Here is a 16,332-nt window from a genome sequence, read left to right as displayed (position 1 = left end):
GCGGGGAGATTGACGGCACGAGTCGATCTACTTAATCTAAGTCTTAACAGTAAGTCGTAGACCTACTGGTCCAGCCTACATCCGGCCCCCGGTCCGGGGGCGCAAGGACCGCGTTCATCATCCCCTCCCGGCCGCAGGCGTCCCCCGCGGCCGCAGCAAGGAGCACCCGTGACCACACCTCCCCGCCGCCGCCGCGGCGCGGCCGCCGCCAAGGCCGCCGCCCTCGGCGGCACCGCACTCCTCCTCGCCGCCGCGTGCCTCGACGGCGGCGGCTCCAGCGCCTCCGGCAAAGTGGAGATCCGCTGGTTCGTCGGCATGGGCGCCGGCTCGGACGCCCCGACCATCCCCGCCCAGGAGGCGATCGTCGAGGAGTTCAACGCCTCCCAGGACGACATCGAACTGGTCCTGGAGATCGTCGACGCCGACCAGGCCCCGAACATCCTCTCCACCCAGATCGCCACCGGCGACGCCCCCGACATCGTCGGCCCCATGGGCATCCGCGGCCGCTCCACCTTCCCCGGCGCCTGGCTCGACCTCACCCCGTACATCGAGGAGAACGAGTACGACCTCACCGACTTCGACCCCGCCCTCGTCGACTTCTACCGCATCGAAGAAGAAGGCCAGATCGGCCTGCCCTTCGCGGTCTTCCCGTCCTTCCTCTACATCAACCTCGACCTGTTCGACGAGGCCGGACTGCCCTACCCGCCCCAGGAGTACGGCGCCCCCTACATCGACGCCCAAGGCACCGAGCACGTCTGGGACATCGCCACGATGACCGAGCTCGCCAAGCAGCTCACCGTCGACGCAGACGGCAACGACGCCACCAGCCCCGACTTCGACCCCGCGAACATCGTCCAGTTCGGGTTCGGCAACGTCTTCGCCGACATCCGCGCCCAGTCCACCCTCTTCGGCGCCGGATCCCTCGTGGACGCCGACGGCAACGCCCAGATCCCGGAGAACTGGGCCGAGGCCCAGCAGTGGTACTACGACGGCATGTGGACCGACCACTTCATCCCCAACGGCCCCTACGGCGACTCCGACATGCTCAACGCCGGGTCCTGGTTCGAGTCCGGCAACCTCGCCATGGCCAACACCCACCTGTGGTACGCCACCTGCTGCATGGCCGGGTTCGAAGGCACCTGGGACACCGCCGCCGTCCCCTCCTACGACGGCACCACCACCGCGAAGCTCCACGCCGACACCTTCTCCATCACGAAGAACACCGAGCACCCCGACGAGGCGTTCGACGTCCTCACCTACCTCATCGGCGACGCCGCCGAGGACCTCACCCAGACCTACGGCGGCATGCCCGCCCGCATCAGCCTCCAGGACGGCTACTTCGAGCGCGTCGGCGCCGCCAATTTCGAAGGCCAGGACATCAACTGGGACACCGCCGTCGAAGGCATGAGCTACGTCGACAACCCCTCCCACGAAGGCGGCATGCCGAACTTCCTCGAAGCCGAAGCGGTCCTCGCCGAGTACGCCACCAAGTTCAACACCGAGGACGGCCTCGACATCCCGACCGAGCTCGCCGCCCTCCAAGCCGACCTGCAAGCGGTCTTCGACGCCGCCGAATAACCGCACCCCGGGCCCGGACCAGACCCCCGGGCCCCCTCCCCGCCGGGCGGGCGCCACGCCGCCCGCCCGGCACCCCCCCACTCCGCCTTCCGAAAGGCCCACCACCCATGTCCGGTCTCACCGACGCGGTCCCCACCGCGCGGCGGCGGCGCGGCGGCCGCCCCACCCGGCCCGCCGGGCCGATGCAGCGCCGCGAAGCCCGCTGGGGCTACTTCTTCATCAGCCCCTGGATCCTCGGCTTCCTGCTCTTCTCGGCCGTCCCCATCGGCGCCTCCCTCGTCTTCTCCACCCTGGACTTCCAGCTCACCGACCCCGGCGCCACCACCTTCGCCGGCACCTCCAACTGGGAACGCGCCCTCGCCGACCCCGACACGTGGACCTCCCTCGCGGCCACGTTCCGCTTCACGGTCCTGTTCCTGCCCCTGAGCATGGTCGTCGCCCTCGCGCTGGCGCTCCTGCTCAACTCCAAGCACCTGCGCGCCACCGCGTTCTTCCGGCTGCTGTTCTACGCGCCCTCGATGATCCCGCTCGTCGCCGGCGTCCTCATCTGGCAGCAGGTCCTCAACCCCCAGACGGGCTGGGTCAACCGGCTCATCGGCCTCACCGGCGTCCACGCCACCGGCACCGACGGCATCCGCTGGTTCGACAACCCGGTCCTGGTGCTCTTCGCGTTCAGCTTCATCGGCCTGTGGGGCATCGGCAAGTCCATGGTCGTCAACCTCGCCGGACTCCAGGGCATCCCCACCGAGCTGTACGAGGCCGCCGAGATCGACGGCGCCGGCTGGTGGCGGCGCCTGCGCAGCGTCACCCTCCCGCTGCTGTCCCCGATCATCTTCTTCAACCTCGTGATCGACTCGGTCGCGATCCTCCAGTACTTCGTCGTCCCCTGGGTCCTCTTCGGCGCCACCGGCCGCCCCGACGGCGCCAGCCGCTTCCTGCTCGTGAACTTCTACCAGCAGGCGTTCGTCTTCGGCGACATGGGCTACGGCGCCGCCCTCGCCTGGATCATCTTCATCGTCGTCGCCGTCCTCACGGGCGTCCTCTTCGGCACCTCCCGCTACTGGGTCCACTACGGAACGGAGCGCTCGTGACCACGACGCAGCCCACCGAGAACGCCCTGCGCCGCAGGCGCCGCGGCACCCTCCTCACCCTCTGCACCACCCTCGGCGCGCTCCTGCTCGCCGCGGTGTTCCTCATGCCCCTGGGCTACGGCATCGCCACGTCCCTCAAGGACAAGGACGGCGTCTCCGACCCCGACACCGGCGTCCTTCCCGTCTCCGCCCTCACCTTCGACTACGAAGGCGAGACCCACGACGTCTACGCCGTCCCCATGCCCGACGGCTCGACCCGCGACCTCGCCCTCATCGAGCCCGGCCGCGAGTCCAGCGTCTTCATCGACCCCGACGACCCCGACGCGGGCCCGATCGAATGGGACGGCCGCTGGCGCACCCTCGACCGCGTCACCGGCCTCGACCCGCAGTGGGGCAACTTCACCGAAGCGTGGAACACCATCTCGTTCCTGCGCCTCACCGGCTGGACCCTCATGTACGCCCTGGTGACCATGGCCTTCACCGTGGCCTCCTCCGCCTGGGTCGCCTACGGCTTCGCGCGATTCCGCTTCCCCGGCCGCGGCCTCCTCTTCGGCCTCCTCATGGCCACGATCCTGCTGCCCCCGGCGGTCACCCTCGTCCCCAAGTACGCGGTGTTCCTCCAGATGGGCTGGGTCGGCACCTACCTGCCGCTCATCGTCCCGCAGCTGTTCGCCAACGCCTTCAACGTGTTCCTGCTGCGCCAGTACTTCCTGACGATCCCCAGGGAGCTCGAAGAGGCCGCCCGCATCGACGGCGCCGGACCGATCCGCACGTTCCTGCGCGTCATCGTCCCGCAGTCGATCCCCGCGCTGACGGCCGTGAGCCTCTTCCACTTCTTCTACGCCTGGAACGACTTCTTCGAGCCGCTGCTCTACCTCGCCGGGAACCGCGACATCGTCCCCATCGGCGTGGGCCTGAGCTACTTCAGCGGCGTCTACAACTCCGAGCCCCACCTCATCCTCGCCGCCTCGCTCCTGGCGCTGGCCCTGCCCGTCGCGATCTTCCTCGCGGCCCAGCGGGTCTTCGTCCAGGGCATCGTCGTCACCGGCGTCGACAAGTAACCAAGGAGCACACCATGACCAGTCCCTTCCCCGACGGCTTCCTGTGGGGCGCCTCGACCGCCGCCTACCAGATCGAGGGCGCCGCCGCCGAGGGCGGCCGCGGGCCGTCCATCTGGGACACGTTCGCGGCGACCCCCGGCAAGGTCAAGCACGGTGACACCGGCGACACCGCCTGCGACCACTACCACCGCTGGCGCGAGGACACCGCCATCGCCGCCGACGTGGGCCTGAACGCCTACCGCCTCTCGGTGTCGTGGTCGCGCCTCCAGCCGTCCGGGCGCGGCGACCTCAACCCCGCGGCGGTCGCGTTCTACCGCGAGCTCCTGGCCGACCTGCGGGACAAGGGCATCCGCTCGGCGGTCACCCTCTACCACTGGGACCTCCCGCAGGTCCTCGAAGACGAGGGCGGCTGGCCCGAGCGCGCCACGGCCGAACGCTTCGGCGACTACGCGGCCCGCACCGCCCGGGCGCTGGGAGACCTCGTCGACGAGTGGATCCCGGTCAACGAGGCGTGGTGCGCGGCGTTCCTCGGCTACCACGCCGGCGTCCACGCTCCGGGCCGCCAGGACCGGACCGCGGCGCTGCGCGCGGCCCACCACCTCAACCTCGCCCACGGCCTCGCCGTCGCGGCCCTCCGCGAGCACGCCCCCGCGGGGAAGATCGGCTCGGCGGTCATCATGACCGACATCGAGGCCGCCTCGGACCGGCCCGAGGACGTGCGCGCCGCGCGCCTCTCCGACGGCGGCGGCAACCGCCTGTTCCTCGACCCGCTGTTCCGCGGCGCCTACCCCGAGGACATGCTCGCCCACTTCGCGCCCACCGGCGCGTTCGACGCGGTGCGGCCGGGGGACATGGAGACGATCGCCGCGCCCCTGGACTTCGTGGGCGTCAACCACTACCACCGGTTCGTCGTCGAGGCCGACCCCGACGACGCGCACCTGGGCAACCGGGCCCTGCCCCCGGCCAACCCGGTCACCGGGTTCGGCTGGGAGATCCACCCCGAGAGCCTGCGCCGGGTCCTGGCGCGCCTGTCCGACGAGTACACCGGCCTGCCGGTCTACATCACCGAGTCGGGCGCGTCCTTCGAGGACGCCGTGGCCGCCGACGGCTCGGTCGACGACGCCGACCGCGTCGCCTACCTGGAGGGGTACATGCGCGCGGCCGGGCGCGCGATCGAGCAGGGCGTGAACCTCCGCGGCTACTTCGTGTGGTCCCTGCTCGACAATTTCGAGTGGGCCGAGGGCTACTCGAAGCGCTTCGGACTCGTGCGCGTCGACTACGACACGCAGCGGCGCACGCCCAAGCGCAGCGCCGAGTGGTACCGGGGCGTCATCGCCTCGAACGGCGCGTCCCTCTACAGCGCGTAGAACTCCCGGCCCGCGGCCCTTGCCGGGCGCCGCGGGCCGGGCTCACGCCTCGGGCCCGGCCCAGCCCCACTTCGGCAGCGCCAGACCGGCCTCGACCGCCCCGGCGTCGTCGGGATGAGATCCCATCAGCGCTGTCGCCCACCGGAACCAGTCCCGCAGGGACGCCCGCAGCCGCGGGTCCGGCGGGAGGCCCGCGTCGTCCAGCGCCAGCGCGAAGCAGGCCTGGGCGGCCTCGTCGAGCTCGGGGTGGGCGCCGTTGCCCGAGTGCATGCGCAGTACGCCGCTGTGGTCGCCGAGGTCCCCGGTGTAGGCGGCGGGCCCGCCGAGCTGCTCGCCCCAGTACGCGGCCAGGCGCTCCAAGTGCTGCGGGTGCTGTCCGGGGTGGCTGAACGGGTGGGCGGTGAGCTCGTCCTGGAGGCACCGGCGGTGCCAGGCGCGGGCGAGCGCGAGCATGGCCGCGGCCCCGCCGGCGGCCTCGTACACGGTCCGGTCCATGCCCCCAGCCTGCCACGGGGCACCGACATCCGGGGCGCTACGGCGGGGGACCGGCGGTGCCCCGCTCGATGAGCGCCACGTCCAGGGACACGGCCCGCTCGGGGCGCGGCCCGCCCGCGAGGCGGTCCATCATGAGCCGCACGGCTTCGGCGGCCTTCCCCGGCAGGTCCTGGGCCACAGTGGTCAGTTTCGGGGTCACCAGCGCGGCGAGGTCGGCGTTGTCGTAGCCGACGACGGACACGTCCCGGGGCACCGACCTGCCTGCGGCCGCGAGCCCTTCGATGAGGCCGATCGCGAGGATGTCGGCGGTGGTGAACACCGCGGTCACATCGGGGCGCTCGGCGGCGAGGCGCCGCCCGTACGCGAAGCCGCCCGCGTGCGTGGTCTCCACTTCGGACACCAGGGCCGGGTCGAACGCGATCCCGTGCTCCTCCAGGACCTGCCGGTACCCCTCGAAGCGCTGGTGGACGACGCCGGTGTCGGCGAACGCGGGACCGGCGAAGGCGATCCGCCGGTGCCCCAGGCTCGCGAGGTGCCGGGTGGCGAGGACGGCGCCGCCGAAGTCGTCGGAGCGGACCTCCATCGCGAGGGGATTCGCCGAGTAGGAGTCCATGGCGACCATGGCGACGTCCCCGACGTCGGCGGCATCGAGCCGGTCGATCTCGACGTCGTTGAAGCCCAAGAGGACCGCGCCGTCGAGGTTCCAGGACCGGAGGGCCTCGGTGATCTCGCCGCGGCGGGAGATCCCGCGGAGCATGAGGTGGTAGTCGAGGCGGCGCAGCTCGCGCTCCAGCATGCCGACGACCTCGACGGTGTGCGGGTCGATCGTCAGGCTCGACTCGCCGACGGCGGGCACGAGCAGGCCGACGAGCCGCGAGGACTTCGCGGCGAGGCTGCGCGCCGACGCCGAGGGGACGTACCCGCGGTCCTTAACGATGCGCATGATCCGCTCGCGCGTGGCCGCCGAGACCCTCGCCTGCTTGCCGTTGACCACGTTGGACACGGTCATGAGGCTGACGCCGGCCTCCGCCGCGATGTCCTTCAGCGTGACGCCCAAGGGGGCTCCTCTCCATCGGGCGAGCGGTTACCGCACCCCCGCCGTTGACAAGTCTGACACCCGTCGTCTACGCTACCGACCAAGGTATAGCGCTAAACCTAGCATGTGCTGGGCTTCCACCGCGTACCGACCCCTGCCTTCAGTGCGCCCGAGCGCGCCCCGACGGCGATCCGACCCACAGCGCCACCGACCCACGGAACGGACCCACCTTGCACGAGTCGCAGCAGCCCGGCGCCGCCCCCGAGTGGTGGCGCAACGCGGTGATCTACCAGGTCTACCCGCGCAGCTTCGCGGACGCCGACGGCGACGGCACCGGCGACCTCGCCGGGGTGCGCGAGCGCCTGCCTTACCTCGCCGCGCTCGGCGTCGACGCGCTCTGGTTCACCCCCTGGTACCGCTCGCCGCAGGCCGACGGCGGCTACGACGTCGCCGACTACCGCGAGATCGACCCCGCGTTCGGGACCCTCGCCGACGCCGAGGCCCTCATCGCCGCCGCCCTCGCGCTCGGCATCCGCACCATCGTCGACGTCGTCCCCAACCACATCTCCGCGCAGCACCCCTGGTTCCAGGAGGCCCTGGCCGCGGCCCCCGGCGACCCGGCCCGCGACCGGTTCTGGTTCCGCGACGGCAAAGGCGAGCACGGCGACGGCCTCCCCACCAACTGGGTCTCCAGCTTCGCGGGCGAGACCTGGACCCGCACGACCGGCCCCGACGGGACCCCCGGACAGTGGTACCTGCACCTGTTCACCCCCGAGCAGCCCGACCTCAACTGGAACCACCCCGACGTCGCCGCCGAGCACGAGGCGGTCCTGCGGTTCTGGTACGACCGCGGCGTCGCGGGCGTGCGCATCGACTCGGCCGCGATGCTCGCCAAGGACCCCGACCTGCCCGACCTGGCCGAGCACCACGGGCCCGGCGAGCACCCGCACAACGACCGCGACGAGGTCCACGACGTCTACCGCCGCTGGCGCAAGATCGCCGACTCCTACGACGAGCCCCGCCTCCTCGTCGGCGAGGTCTGGCTTGAGGACACCGAGCGGTTCGTCCGCTACCTGCGCGACGACGAGATGCACACGGCCTTCAACTTCGACTTCATGTCCCGGCCCTGGGAGGCCGGCGCGATCCGCGACTCGATCGCGTCCACCTTCGCCGCCCACGCCGCCGTCACTGCGCCCCCGACCTGGGTCCTGTCCAACCACGACGTCACCCGCCCGGTCACCCGGTACGGCCGCGAGGACTCCTCGTTCTCCTTCGCCGCCAAGCGGTTCGGCACCCCCACCGACCTCGCGCTCGGCGCCCGCCGGGCCCGCGCCGCCGCCCTGCTCACCGCCGCCCTGCCCGGTGTCCTCTACATCTACCAGGGCGACGAACTCGGCCTCCCCGAAGTCGAGGACCTCCCCGAGGGCGCCCGCGAGGACCCCATGCACTTCCGCTCCGGCGGCGTCGACCCCGGCCGCGACGGCTGCCGCGTCCCCCTCCCGTGGACCCCCGACGGCCCCACCTACGGCTTCAACACCACCGGCACCCCCGCCTGGATGCCCCAGCCCGCCGGATGGGGCGCGCACGCCGCGGCCCTCCAGGAGGCCGACCCGGACTCCTTCCTGCACCTCTACCGCGCAGCGATCCGCCTGCGCCGCACCGAACCCGCCCTCCGGGGCCCGGACTTCGCCTGGGCCGACGCCGCACCCGGAGTCCTCGCCTTCACCAGAGGCGCCGACCTCCAGTGCGTCGTCAACTTCGGCGACGACCCGATCGACCTGCCCGCCCACAAGGGAGTGCTGCTCGCCAGCGCCCCTCTCGACGGCGGCCGCCTGCCCGGCGACGCCGCCGCGTGGCTGCGGGTCTGAACCGAAACCCCTCCATCACAAAGGAACCGACAAGGAGCAATGATGCTTACCTCTCGCACCGCCGCAGCCGTCACCGCGGCCGCCCTCGCCGCCCTGGGCCTCGCGGCCTGCTCGGACGACGGCCCCGACGACGGCAAGACCCACATCACCGTCACCATCGACGCCGGGCTCGAACAGGCCGCCATCGACGCGTTCAACGCCCGCGTCGAGCAGTTCGAGGACGCCAACCCCGACATCGACGTGGAGACCCAGGAGTACACCTGGACCGCCGGGACCTTCACCGCCCAGCTCGCGGGCGGCACCCTCCCCGACGTGTTCTCCATCCCCTTCACCGACGGGCGCGGCCTCATCGAGCGCGGCCAGATCGCCGACATCTCCGCGTACACCGCCGAACTGCCCTACCGCGACGCGTTCAACCCGAACATCGCCGCCGCGGGGGAGGACGCCGACGGGAACCTGTGGGCGATCCCGATCGCCGCCTACGGCCAAGGGCTCCACTACAACCGGACCCTCTTCGAGGCGGCCGGGCTCGACCCCGACGCCCCGCCGACCACCTGGGACGAGGTCCGCGCCGCCGCCAAGGCCATCAGCGACGCCACCGGCGAGGCCGGGTACGCGACGATGACCAACGGCAACACCGGCGGATGGATCCTCACCACCGTCGTCGACGCCCTCGGCGGGCGTACCGAGGACGCCGGGACCGCCACCATCGACACCCCGCAGATGCGCGAGGCCCTCGCCCAGCTCCAGGCCATGCGCTGGGACGACGACTCCATGGGCGACACCCTCCAGTACGACTGGGCGGGCATCAACCAGGACTTCGCCGCGGGCCGCATCGGCATGTACGTCTCCGGCGGCGGCAACTACGGGAACCTGTTCACCCAGAACGGCCTCAACCCCGACGACTACGGCCTGACCGTCCTCCCGCTCGCCGACGCGCCCGACGCCGGGGTCCTCGGCGGCGGCACCCTCGCCGCCGTCAGCCCGAACGCCGAGCCCGCCGAGCAGGAGGCCGCGGTCGCCTGGATCGACTTCTACTACATGGAGAAGCTCACCGACCAGGCCGCGGCCGTCGCCGACGCCGAGGTGAAGGCCGAGACCGGCCAGCCCGTCGGCGCCCCCGAGCTGCCCGTGTTCGACCAGGCCACCTACGACGAGCAGCAGTCCTGGATCGCCGAGTACGTGAACGTGCCTGTCGACCAGATGGCGCCCTACACCTCCCAGGTGTTCGCCCAGCCGCTCGTCAACGAGCCCGTGACCGCCACCCAGGAGGTCTACGCCGTCCTCGACACCGTCGTCCAGTCCGTCCTCACCGACGAGGGCGCCGACATCGACGCGCTCCTGGCGACCGCCCAGGCCGACGCCCAGGCCGCCATGGACGCCGCCGCGTAACCCGAAGGCACCGAACATGACCACCACCGACACCCGCACCGCAGGTGTCGCGGGACACCAGGCCGGGCCGCCCCGTGCGGCCCGGCCGGGCCGACCGCGCGCCCGCCTCGCCCGCGCCCGCTCCGGGCTCCACACGCTCGTCTTCCTGGCGCCCATGCTCATCGTCTTCGGGGTGTTCTCCTGGCTCCCCATCGGACGCGCCGTCGTCATGAGCTTCCAGCGCACCAACCTCGTCACCGACCCCGTCTTCGTCGGCTTCGCGAACTTCCAGCAGGTCTTCGCCGACCCACAGCTGTGGACCGCGATCCAGAACACCGGGTACTTCGCGCTGCTGGCCCTCCTCTTCGGCTACCCCGTGCCGCTGGTGGCCGCGGTCCTCATGAGCGAGGTCCGCAAGGCCCGCGGCCTGTTCTCGGCCCTCGCCTACCTGCCCGTGGTCGTCCCGCCCGTCGTGGCCGTCCTGCTGTGGAAGCTGTTCTACGACGCAGGCGAGGACGGCGTCTTCAACACCATCCTCGGCTGGTTCGGCCTCGGCCCCGTCGCCTGGCTCCAGGACGCCGACGTCGTCATGCCCTCCCTGGTCCTCGAAGCCACCTGGGCCGCCGCGGGCGGCACCGTCATCATCTACCTCGCCGCGCTCGTCGGCGTCGACCCGAGCCTCTACGAGGCCGCCGAGATCGACGGCGCGGGCGTGTGGCGCAAGCTCTGGCACATCACCCTCCCGCAGCTGCGCGGCGTCCTGCTCATCACGTTCATCCTCCAGATCATCGGCACCGCGCAGGTCTTCCTGGAGCCGTTCCTGTTCACCGACGGCGGCCCCGCCAACCGGACCCTGACGCTGCTGCTGCTCATCTACCGGTACGCGTTCACCAACTCCCTCGGCGGCGACTACGGCGCCGCCGCCGCGCTCAGCCTCATGCTCGCCGTGGTCCTCGCCGCGTTCTCCATGCTGTACTTCCGCCTCACCAGGAAATGGAGCAGCTGATGGCGGCCCAGACGACCACCGACCGGGGCCTCCTCGCCCCCACCGACCGCAAGCGCGCCAGCGTCCGCTGGTCCACCCGCATCCTCCACGGCCTGCTGCTCGTGATCCTCGCCGTCGCCGGACTCGGCCCGATGCTGTGGCTCGCCAAGGCCGCCGTCACCCCCACCCAGGACACGCTCCGCCACCCGATGGCCCTGTGGCCCAACGGCATCGACCTCGCCAACCTCGCCGAGGCCTGGACCCGCGTCGAGATCGACAAGTACTTCTTCAACACGATCGCGCTCGCCGCCGGGTCCTGGGCCGTGCAGCTCCTCGTTGCCGCCACCGGCGGCTACGCCCTCGCCGTCCTGCGCCCCCGCCTGGGCCGCTACCTCTCCGGTGCGGTCCTGGCGACCCTGTTCGTGCCCAGCGTGGTCCTCCTCGTCCCGCTGTACCTGACGATCCTCGACCCGCCCGTCGTGGGCACCTCGATGCTGAACACGTTCTGGGCCGTGTGGCTCCCCGCCGGGGCCAACGCCTTCAACGTCCTGCTCATGCAGCGGTTCTTCGCGAACCTCCCCAGGGAGGTCTTCGAAGCGGCCCGCGTGGACGGCGCCGGTCCCTACCGGCTGTTCTGGTCGATCGTGCTGCCCATGTCCCGCCCGGTCATCGGCGTCGTCTCGGTCTTCGCGGTCATCGCGTCCTGGAAGGACTTCCTGTGGCCGATGCTCGTCCTCCCCGACCCGGCCCTCCAGCCGCTGTCGGTGCGCCTGCCCGCGCTCCAGCAGTTCGTGGAGCTCGACGTGTTCCTCGCGGCGCTGGCGATCTCCTCGCTCATCCCGATCGCGCTGTTCCTGGTGTTCCAGCGCCTGTTCCTGTCCAGCGCCGGGCTCGGCGGCGCCGTCAAGGGCTGACGTGAGGGCGGGGGAGTACCTCCCGCCCTCACCCTATGTGCCCGGCTTGCACTATTGACAATGGTCTATCCCAATGCTAAAAAGACAGGAATATTTACAGAGAGCGCTCTCTCAGCGTAGCCCCGCCGTGACGCGCTCTCCTCCACGGAACGAGAGGACGCCTCCGTGAGACCACCCCGAGTCCGCAGACCCATCCGCAGGGCCCTCGCGATCGCCACCGCCGTCGTCGCCGCGACCGCGGCAGCCACGGTCGGCATCGTCGCCGCGGGCGCCTCCGAGACCTACGAGCCCCAGATCCAAGAGCAGGTCTCGGCCCAGGCGCTGACCTGGAGCGACGAGTTCAACGCCGCCGCGGGCACCGCCCCGAACTCCTCGAAGTGGAACTTCGACACCGGAGGCGGCGGCTGGGGCAACAACGAGCACCAGTACTACACCAACTCGACGTCGAACGCCGCCCACGACGGCAACGGCAACATGGTCATCACCGCCCGCAAGGAGAACCCCGCGGGCTACCAGTGCTGGTACGGCACCTGCCAGTACACCTCGGCGCGACTGCTCACCCAGGGCAAGTTCACGCAGGCGTACGGCACCTTCGAGGCCCGCATCCAGATCCCGCGCGGCCAGGGCATCTGGCCCGCGTTCTGGATGCTCGGCGACGACATCGGCTCGGTCGGCTGGCCCCAGTCCGGCGAGATCGACGTCATGGAGAACGTCGGCTTCGAACCGAACTCGGTGCACGGCACCATCCACGGCCCCGGCTACTCCGGCGGCGCCGGCCCCGGCGGCACCTACACGATCGGGGAGCCGTTCGCGAACGGCTTCCACACCTTCGCCGTCAACTGGACCCCGACCTCGATCTCCTGGTCGGTCGACGGCACCACCTACCAGACCAAGACCGCCGCGGACATCGGCGGCAACGAATGGGTCTTCGACCACCCGTTCTTCCTGCTGCTCAACGTCGCCGTGGGCGGCAACTGGCCCGGCTACCCCGACGGCTCGACGCAGTTCCCGCAGACGATGAAGATCGACTACGTGCGCGTCTACTCCGGCGCGGCCTCCTCGGGCGGCGCGATCACCGGCCTGGCCGGCAAGTGCCTCGACGTGGAGGGCTCCGGGACCGCCGACGGCACCCCCGTGCAGCTGTACACCTGCAACGGCACCAACGCCCAGAAGTGGACCACCCCCGGCGACGGCACCCTCCGCGCGCTCGGCAAGTGCCTCGACGTCAAGGGCGGCGCCACCGGCGACGGGACACCGGTCCAGCTGTGGACGTGCAACGGCACCGGCGCCCAGCAGTGGGCGTTCTCCACCGCGAACGACATCGTCAATCCACAGGCGAACAAATGCCTCGACGTCCCATGGGCGAACTCCGCCGACGGCACGAACCTCCAGATCGTGACGTGCAGCGGCAACGCCGCCCAGAAGTGGTTCCGCTGACCTGACACGAGAAGGGCCGGAGGGGATCCGCGTTCCCTCCGGCCCATACCCGTCCCCCTAGGAGACGGGGTACCGCTCGTCGAGCGCGAGGTTGAGCTCGACGACGTTCACCGCCGGGTCGCCCATGAACCCGAGGAACCGGCCGGTCGTGTACTCATCGACCAGCGCCGCCACGTCCGCCTCGCCCACGCCGCGCTCGGCGGCGACGCGCGCGGTCTGAAGCTCGGCGTACGCGGGGGAGATGTGCGGGTCGAGGCCGGACCCGGAGGCCGTGACCGCGTCGGCGGGAACGGCCGGGTCGGCGGGCGCGTCCCCCTCCACCGGCACGATCACCGCCGCGGCGTGGTCCTCGCCGTACTCGGCGCATTCGACCTGCACGCCTTCGTACTCGGCGAGGAACGGCGCCTCGACGGCGCCGCACTCCTCGTTCAGGCTCACGGCCCGGACCACGTCGCCCGAGGTGCCTTCCGAGTAGTAGACCCCCAGGACCGCGCCGACCGCCGAGTCGCCGGAGTCGGTGCAGTACGGCCGCGACCCGTCCACGCCCTCGCGCTGGCCGACCGCGAACGACCGCTCGCACACCTGCGTGAGCAGGCTCTTGGCGGCGTTCTCGTCGCCGTCCCAGCCCAGTGCGGGGTCGGGGAGGGCGTCCACGACGTCCTCGGGCCCGAGGTTCGAAGCGCCGGAGACGAGCGGGTCGTAGTCGCCGCTCTCGCCGACCGCCATCGAGGGGCGCGACTGGAAGTACTCCAGGAGCGCGGTCCCGTCCTCATCCGTGAAGGACTGCCCGATGAGGGAGGAGCCGACGACGTTCCCGGCCTCGTCGTACAGCAGCGATCCCTCGGCCTTGTCGTTCAGGCCCGGGAGCTGCGCCACCGCGAGAACGGCGAGCGGATAGACGATGCCGGTGACCGCGGTGAGCACCAGCAGCGCGCGCAGCGCGGCGAGGTGGTGTGCGATCCAGCGTGGAAGCCTAGCCATCATGCGACTCCGGGAATGAGCGCGACCAGCAGGTCGATGAGTTTGATGCCGATGAACGGCGTGACGATGCCGCCGAGGCCGTAGATCCACAGGTTGCGGCGCAGCAGCGCCGACGCGGACCCCGGCTTGTAGGCGACGCCCTTGAGCGCCAAGGGCACCAGGGCGATGATGACGAGCGCGTTGAACACGACCGCCGAGATGATCGCCGACTCCGGGCTGGCCAGGCGCATCAGGTTGAGCGCGTCGAGGCCCGGGTAGATCACGGCGAAGATCGCCGGGATGATCGCGAAGTACTTCGCGATGTCGTTGGCGATGGAGAACGTCGTCAGCGCGCCGCGGGTCATCAGGAGCTGCTTGCCGATGGCGACGATCTCGATGAGCTTGGTCGGGTCCGAGTCGAGGTCGACCATGTTCCCGGCCTCCTTGGCCGCGGACGTCCCCGAGTTCATCGCGACGCCTACGTCGGCGGCGGCGAGCGCGGGCGCGTCGTTGGTGCCGTCGCCGGTCATGGCGACCATGCGCCCGGCGTCCTGCTCGCGCTTGATGAGCGCCATCTTGTCCTCGGGCTTGGCCTCGGCGAGGAAGTCGTCGACGCCCGCCTCGGCCGCGATGGCTTTCGCGGTGCGCGGGTTGTCGCCGGTGACCATGACGGTGCGGATGCCCATGGCGCGCAGGCGCGCGAAGCGCTCGGCCATGTCCTCCTTGACGACGTCCTTCAGGTAGATCACGCCGAGGACCTGCGCGGCCCCGCCGTCGCGGTGCTCGGCGACCACGAGCGGCGTGCCGCCCTCGCCCGAGACCCGGTCCACGAGTTCACCGACGTGCGGGTCGGGGTCGCCGCCGGAGGCGCGCACCCAGTCCACGACCTGCGCGGCCGCGCCCTTGCGGATGCGGTGGACCCCGGCGTCCTCGGCCAGGTCCACACCGGACATGCGGGTCTGGGCGGTGAACTCGATCCACTCGGCGTGCGCGAGCTCCCCGGTGTGGCGCTCGCGCAGCCCGTGGGCCTCCTTGGCGTACACCACGATCGAGCGGCCCTCGGGGGTCTCGTCGGCGAGGCTGGAGAGTTGCGCGGCGTCGGCGAGGCGGTTGCCCGCCACGCCCGGCACCGGCAGGAACTGGGAGGCGCGGCGGTTGCCGTACGTGATCGTGCCGGTCTTGTCCAGCAGCAGCGTGTCCACGTCGCCCGCGGCCTCGACGGCCCGCCCGGACATGGCGAGGACGTTGCGCTGCACGAGCCGGTCCATGCCCGCGATGCCGATCGCGGACAGCAGCGCCCCGATCGTGGTGGGGATGAGGCACACCAGGAGCGACACAAGGACGATCCCGGTGACGCCGTTCCCGTCGATGACCGCCGAGTCCGGGGCCGCCGCCATGAAGTCCTTGGAGTAGATCGCGACCGGCTGCATCGTGACCACGGCCAGCAGGAAGATGATCGTCATCGCCGACAGGAGGATGTTCAGGGCGATCTCGTTGGGCGTCTTGCGCCGCTCCGAGCCCTCCACGAGCGCGATCATGCGGTCCAGGAACGACTTCCCGGGCTCGGCGGTGATCTTGACGACGATCCAGTCCGAGAGGACCTTCGTGCCGCCCATGACCGCGCACCGGTCGCCGCCGGACTCGCGGATCACGGGCGCGGACTCGCCGGTGATCGCCGACTCGTCCACGCTGGCGATGCCGGTGACGACGTCGCCGTCCCCGGGGATCGTCTGGCCCGCCTCCACCAGCACGTAGTCGCCGCGCACCAGCTCCGGCGCGGGCACCTCCACGGTCGCCACCTTCGGGGAGTCGATCGCGGGATCCTGCTTCGCGAGCTTCCGTGCGACCGTGTCGGTCTTGGCCTTGCGCAGGCTGTCGGCCTGCGCCTTGCCGCGGCCCTCGGCGATCGCCTCGGCCGCGTTCGCGAACAGCACCGTCAGCCACAGCCACACGGTGATCGTCCACGCGAACACGCCCGGGTCGGCGACCGCGAGCACCGTGGTGAACACGGCCCCGATCTCGACGATGAACATGACCGGGTTGCGCCACATCAGGCGCGGGTCCAGTTTGCGCAGTGCCGACGGGGCGGACTTCACCCACTGCCCGGGGTCGAGCAGACCGCCCCGGACCTTCGGCGCCACAGTGGTCATTGCAGACATTGCGGGCATC

The 16,332-nt window shown here is 71.2% G+C and carries 13 protein-coding genes; 9 read left to right on the top strand and 4 right to left on the bottom strand.

The genetic code is table 11. The features are described 5' to 3' along the window. Positions 1-168 precede the first annotated feature (168 nt). The 4 genes from WA640_RS13385 to WA640_RS13370 all read left to right on the top strand — a co-directional run bounded on the left by WA640_RS13385 (position 169) and on the right by WA640_RS13370 (position 5,097). A complete protein-coding gene (locus WA640_RS13385; protein WP_335988193.1) occupies positions 169-1,578 on the top strand; it encodes an ABC transporter substrate-binding protein in 1,410 nt (469 codons plus the stop codon). A 107-nt stretch (positions 1,579-1,685) separates the two neighbouring features. Then, positions 1,686-2,669: a carbohydrate ABC transporter permease gene (locus WA640_RS13380; RefSeq protein WP_335988192.1), complete on the top strand. Its 984-nt coding sequence runs from the start codon at positions 1,686-1,688 to the stop codon at positions 2,667-2,669. Continuing rightward, a complete protein-coding gene (locus WA640_RS13375; protein ID WP_335988190.1) occupies positions 2,666-3,730 on the top strand; it encodes a carbohydrate ABC transporter permease in 1,065 nt (354 codons plus the stop codon). Before WA640_RS13380 ends, WA640_RS13375 begins: the two co-directional genes overlap by 4 nt. 14 nt (positions 3,731-3,744) lie before the next feature. After that, positions 3,745-5,097, top strand: a complete 1,353-nt coding sequence (locus WA640_RS13370; RefSeq protein ID WP_335988189.1) for a GH1 family beta-glucosidase — start codon at positions 3,745-3,747, stop codon at positions 5,095-5,097. A 42-nt stretch (positions 5,098-5,139) separates the two neighbouring features. On the opposite strand, the gene WA640_RS13365 is transcribed toward WA640_RS13370, so the two are convergent. Both WA640_RS13365 and WA640_RS13360 read right to left on the bottom strand, forming a co-directional pair. Further along, complete coding sequence (locus WA640_RS13365; protein WP_335988188.1) at positions 5,140-5,592, bottom strand: globin domain-containing protein; 453 nt, start codon at positions 5,590-5,592, stop codon at positions 5,140-5,142. A 37-nt stretch (positions 5,593-5,629) separates the two neighbouring features. Beyond that, positions 5,630-6,649 carry a LacI family DNA-binding transcriptional regulator gene (locus tag WA640_RS13360; RefSeq protein WP_335988186.1) on the bottom strand — a complete coding sequence of 340 codons (1,020 nt, stop codon included), beginning with the start codon at positions 6,647-6,649 and terminating at the stop codon, positions 5,630-5,632. A 209-nt stretch (positions 6,650-6,858) separates the two neighbouring features. Between WA640_RS13360 and WA640_RS13355 the strand changes: the two genes are divergently transcribed. The 5 genes from WA640_RS13355 to WA640_RS13335 all read left to right on the top strand — a co-directional run bounded on the left by WA640_RS13355 (position 6,859) and on the right by WA640_RS13335 (position 13,203). Continuing rightward, a complete protein-coding gene (locus tag WA640_RS13355; protein WP_335988185.1) occupies positions 6,859-8,496 on the top strand; it encodes a glycoside hydrolase family 13 protein in 1,638 nt (545 codons plus the stop codon). A gap of 42 nt (positions 8,497-8,538) precedes the next feature. Next, entirely contained in the window at positions 8,539-9,888 is a 1,350-nt protein-coding gene (locus tag WA640_RS13350) for an ABC transporter substrate-binding protein (protein WP_335988184.1), read from the top strand. 16 nt (positions 9,889-9,904) lie between these two features. Next, positions 9,905-10,873: a carbohydrate ABC transporter permease gene (locus WA640_RS13345; protein ID WP_335988181.1), complete on the top strand. Its 969-nt coding sequence runs from the start codon at positions 9,905-9,907 to the stop codon at positions 10,871-10,873. After that, complete coding sequence (locus tag WA640_RS13340) at positions 10,873-11,766, top strand: carbohydrate ABC transporter permease (RefSeq protein WP_335988180.1); 894 nt, start codon at positions 10,873-10,875, stop codon at positions 11,764-11,766. The genes WA640_RS13345 and WA640_RS13340 overlap by 1 nt, the downstream gene beginning before the upstream one ends. Before the next feature lie 165 nt (positions 11,767-11,931). Beyond that, positions 11,932-13,203, top strand: a complete 1,272-nt coding sequence (locus WA640_RS13335) for a glycoside hydrolase family 16 protein (RefSeq protein WP_106365636.1) — start codon at positions 11,932-11,934, stop codon at positions 13,201-13,203. Positions 13,204-13,260: 57 nt separating this feature from the next. On the opposite strand, the gene WA640_RS13330 is transcribed toward WA640_RS13335, so the two are convergent. Together WA640_RS13330 and kdpB are read right to left on the bottom strand one after the other, a co-directional pair. After that, positions 13,261-14,184 carry a potassium-transporting ATPase subunit C gene (locus WA640_RS13330; protein WP_335988179.1) on the bottom strand — a complete coding sequence of 308 codons (924 nt, stop codon included), beginning with the start codon at positions 14,182-14,184 and terminating at the stop codon, positions 13,261-13,263. Next, positions 14,184-16,322 carry a potassium-transporting ATPase subunit KdpB gene (gene kdpB / locus WA640_RS13325; RefSeq protein WP_335988178.1) on the bottom strand — a complete coding sequence of 713 codons (2,139 nt, stop codon included), beginning with the start codon at positions 16,320-16,322 and terminating at the stop codon, positions 14,184-14,186. Before kdpB ends, WA640_RS13330 begins: the two co-directional genes overlap by 1 nt. Positions 16,323-16,332 lie beyond the last annotated feature (10 nt).

The sequence above is a fragment of the Glycomyces sp. MUSA5-2 genome, from assembly GCF_037034145.1.
Lineage (GTDB): Bacteria > Actinomycetota > Actinomycetes > Mycobacteriales > Micromonosporaceae > Glycomyces > Glycomyces artemisiae.
Note: the sequence above shows the minus strand (reverse complement) of the source record. Positions and strands in the feature narration are given on the sequence as shown.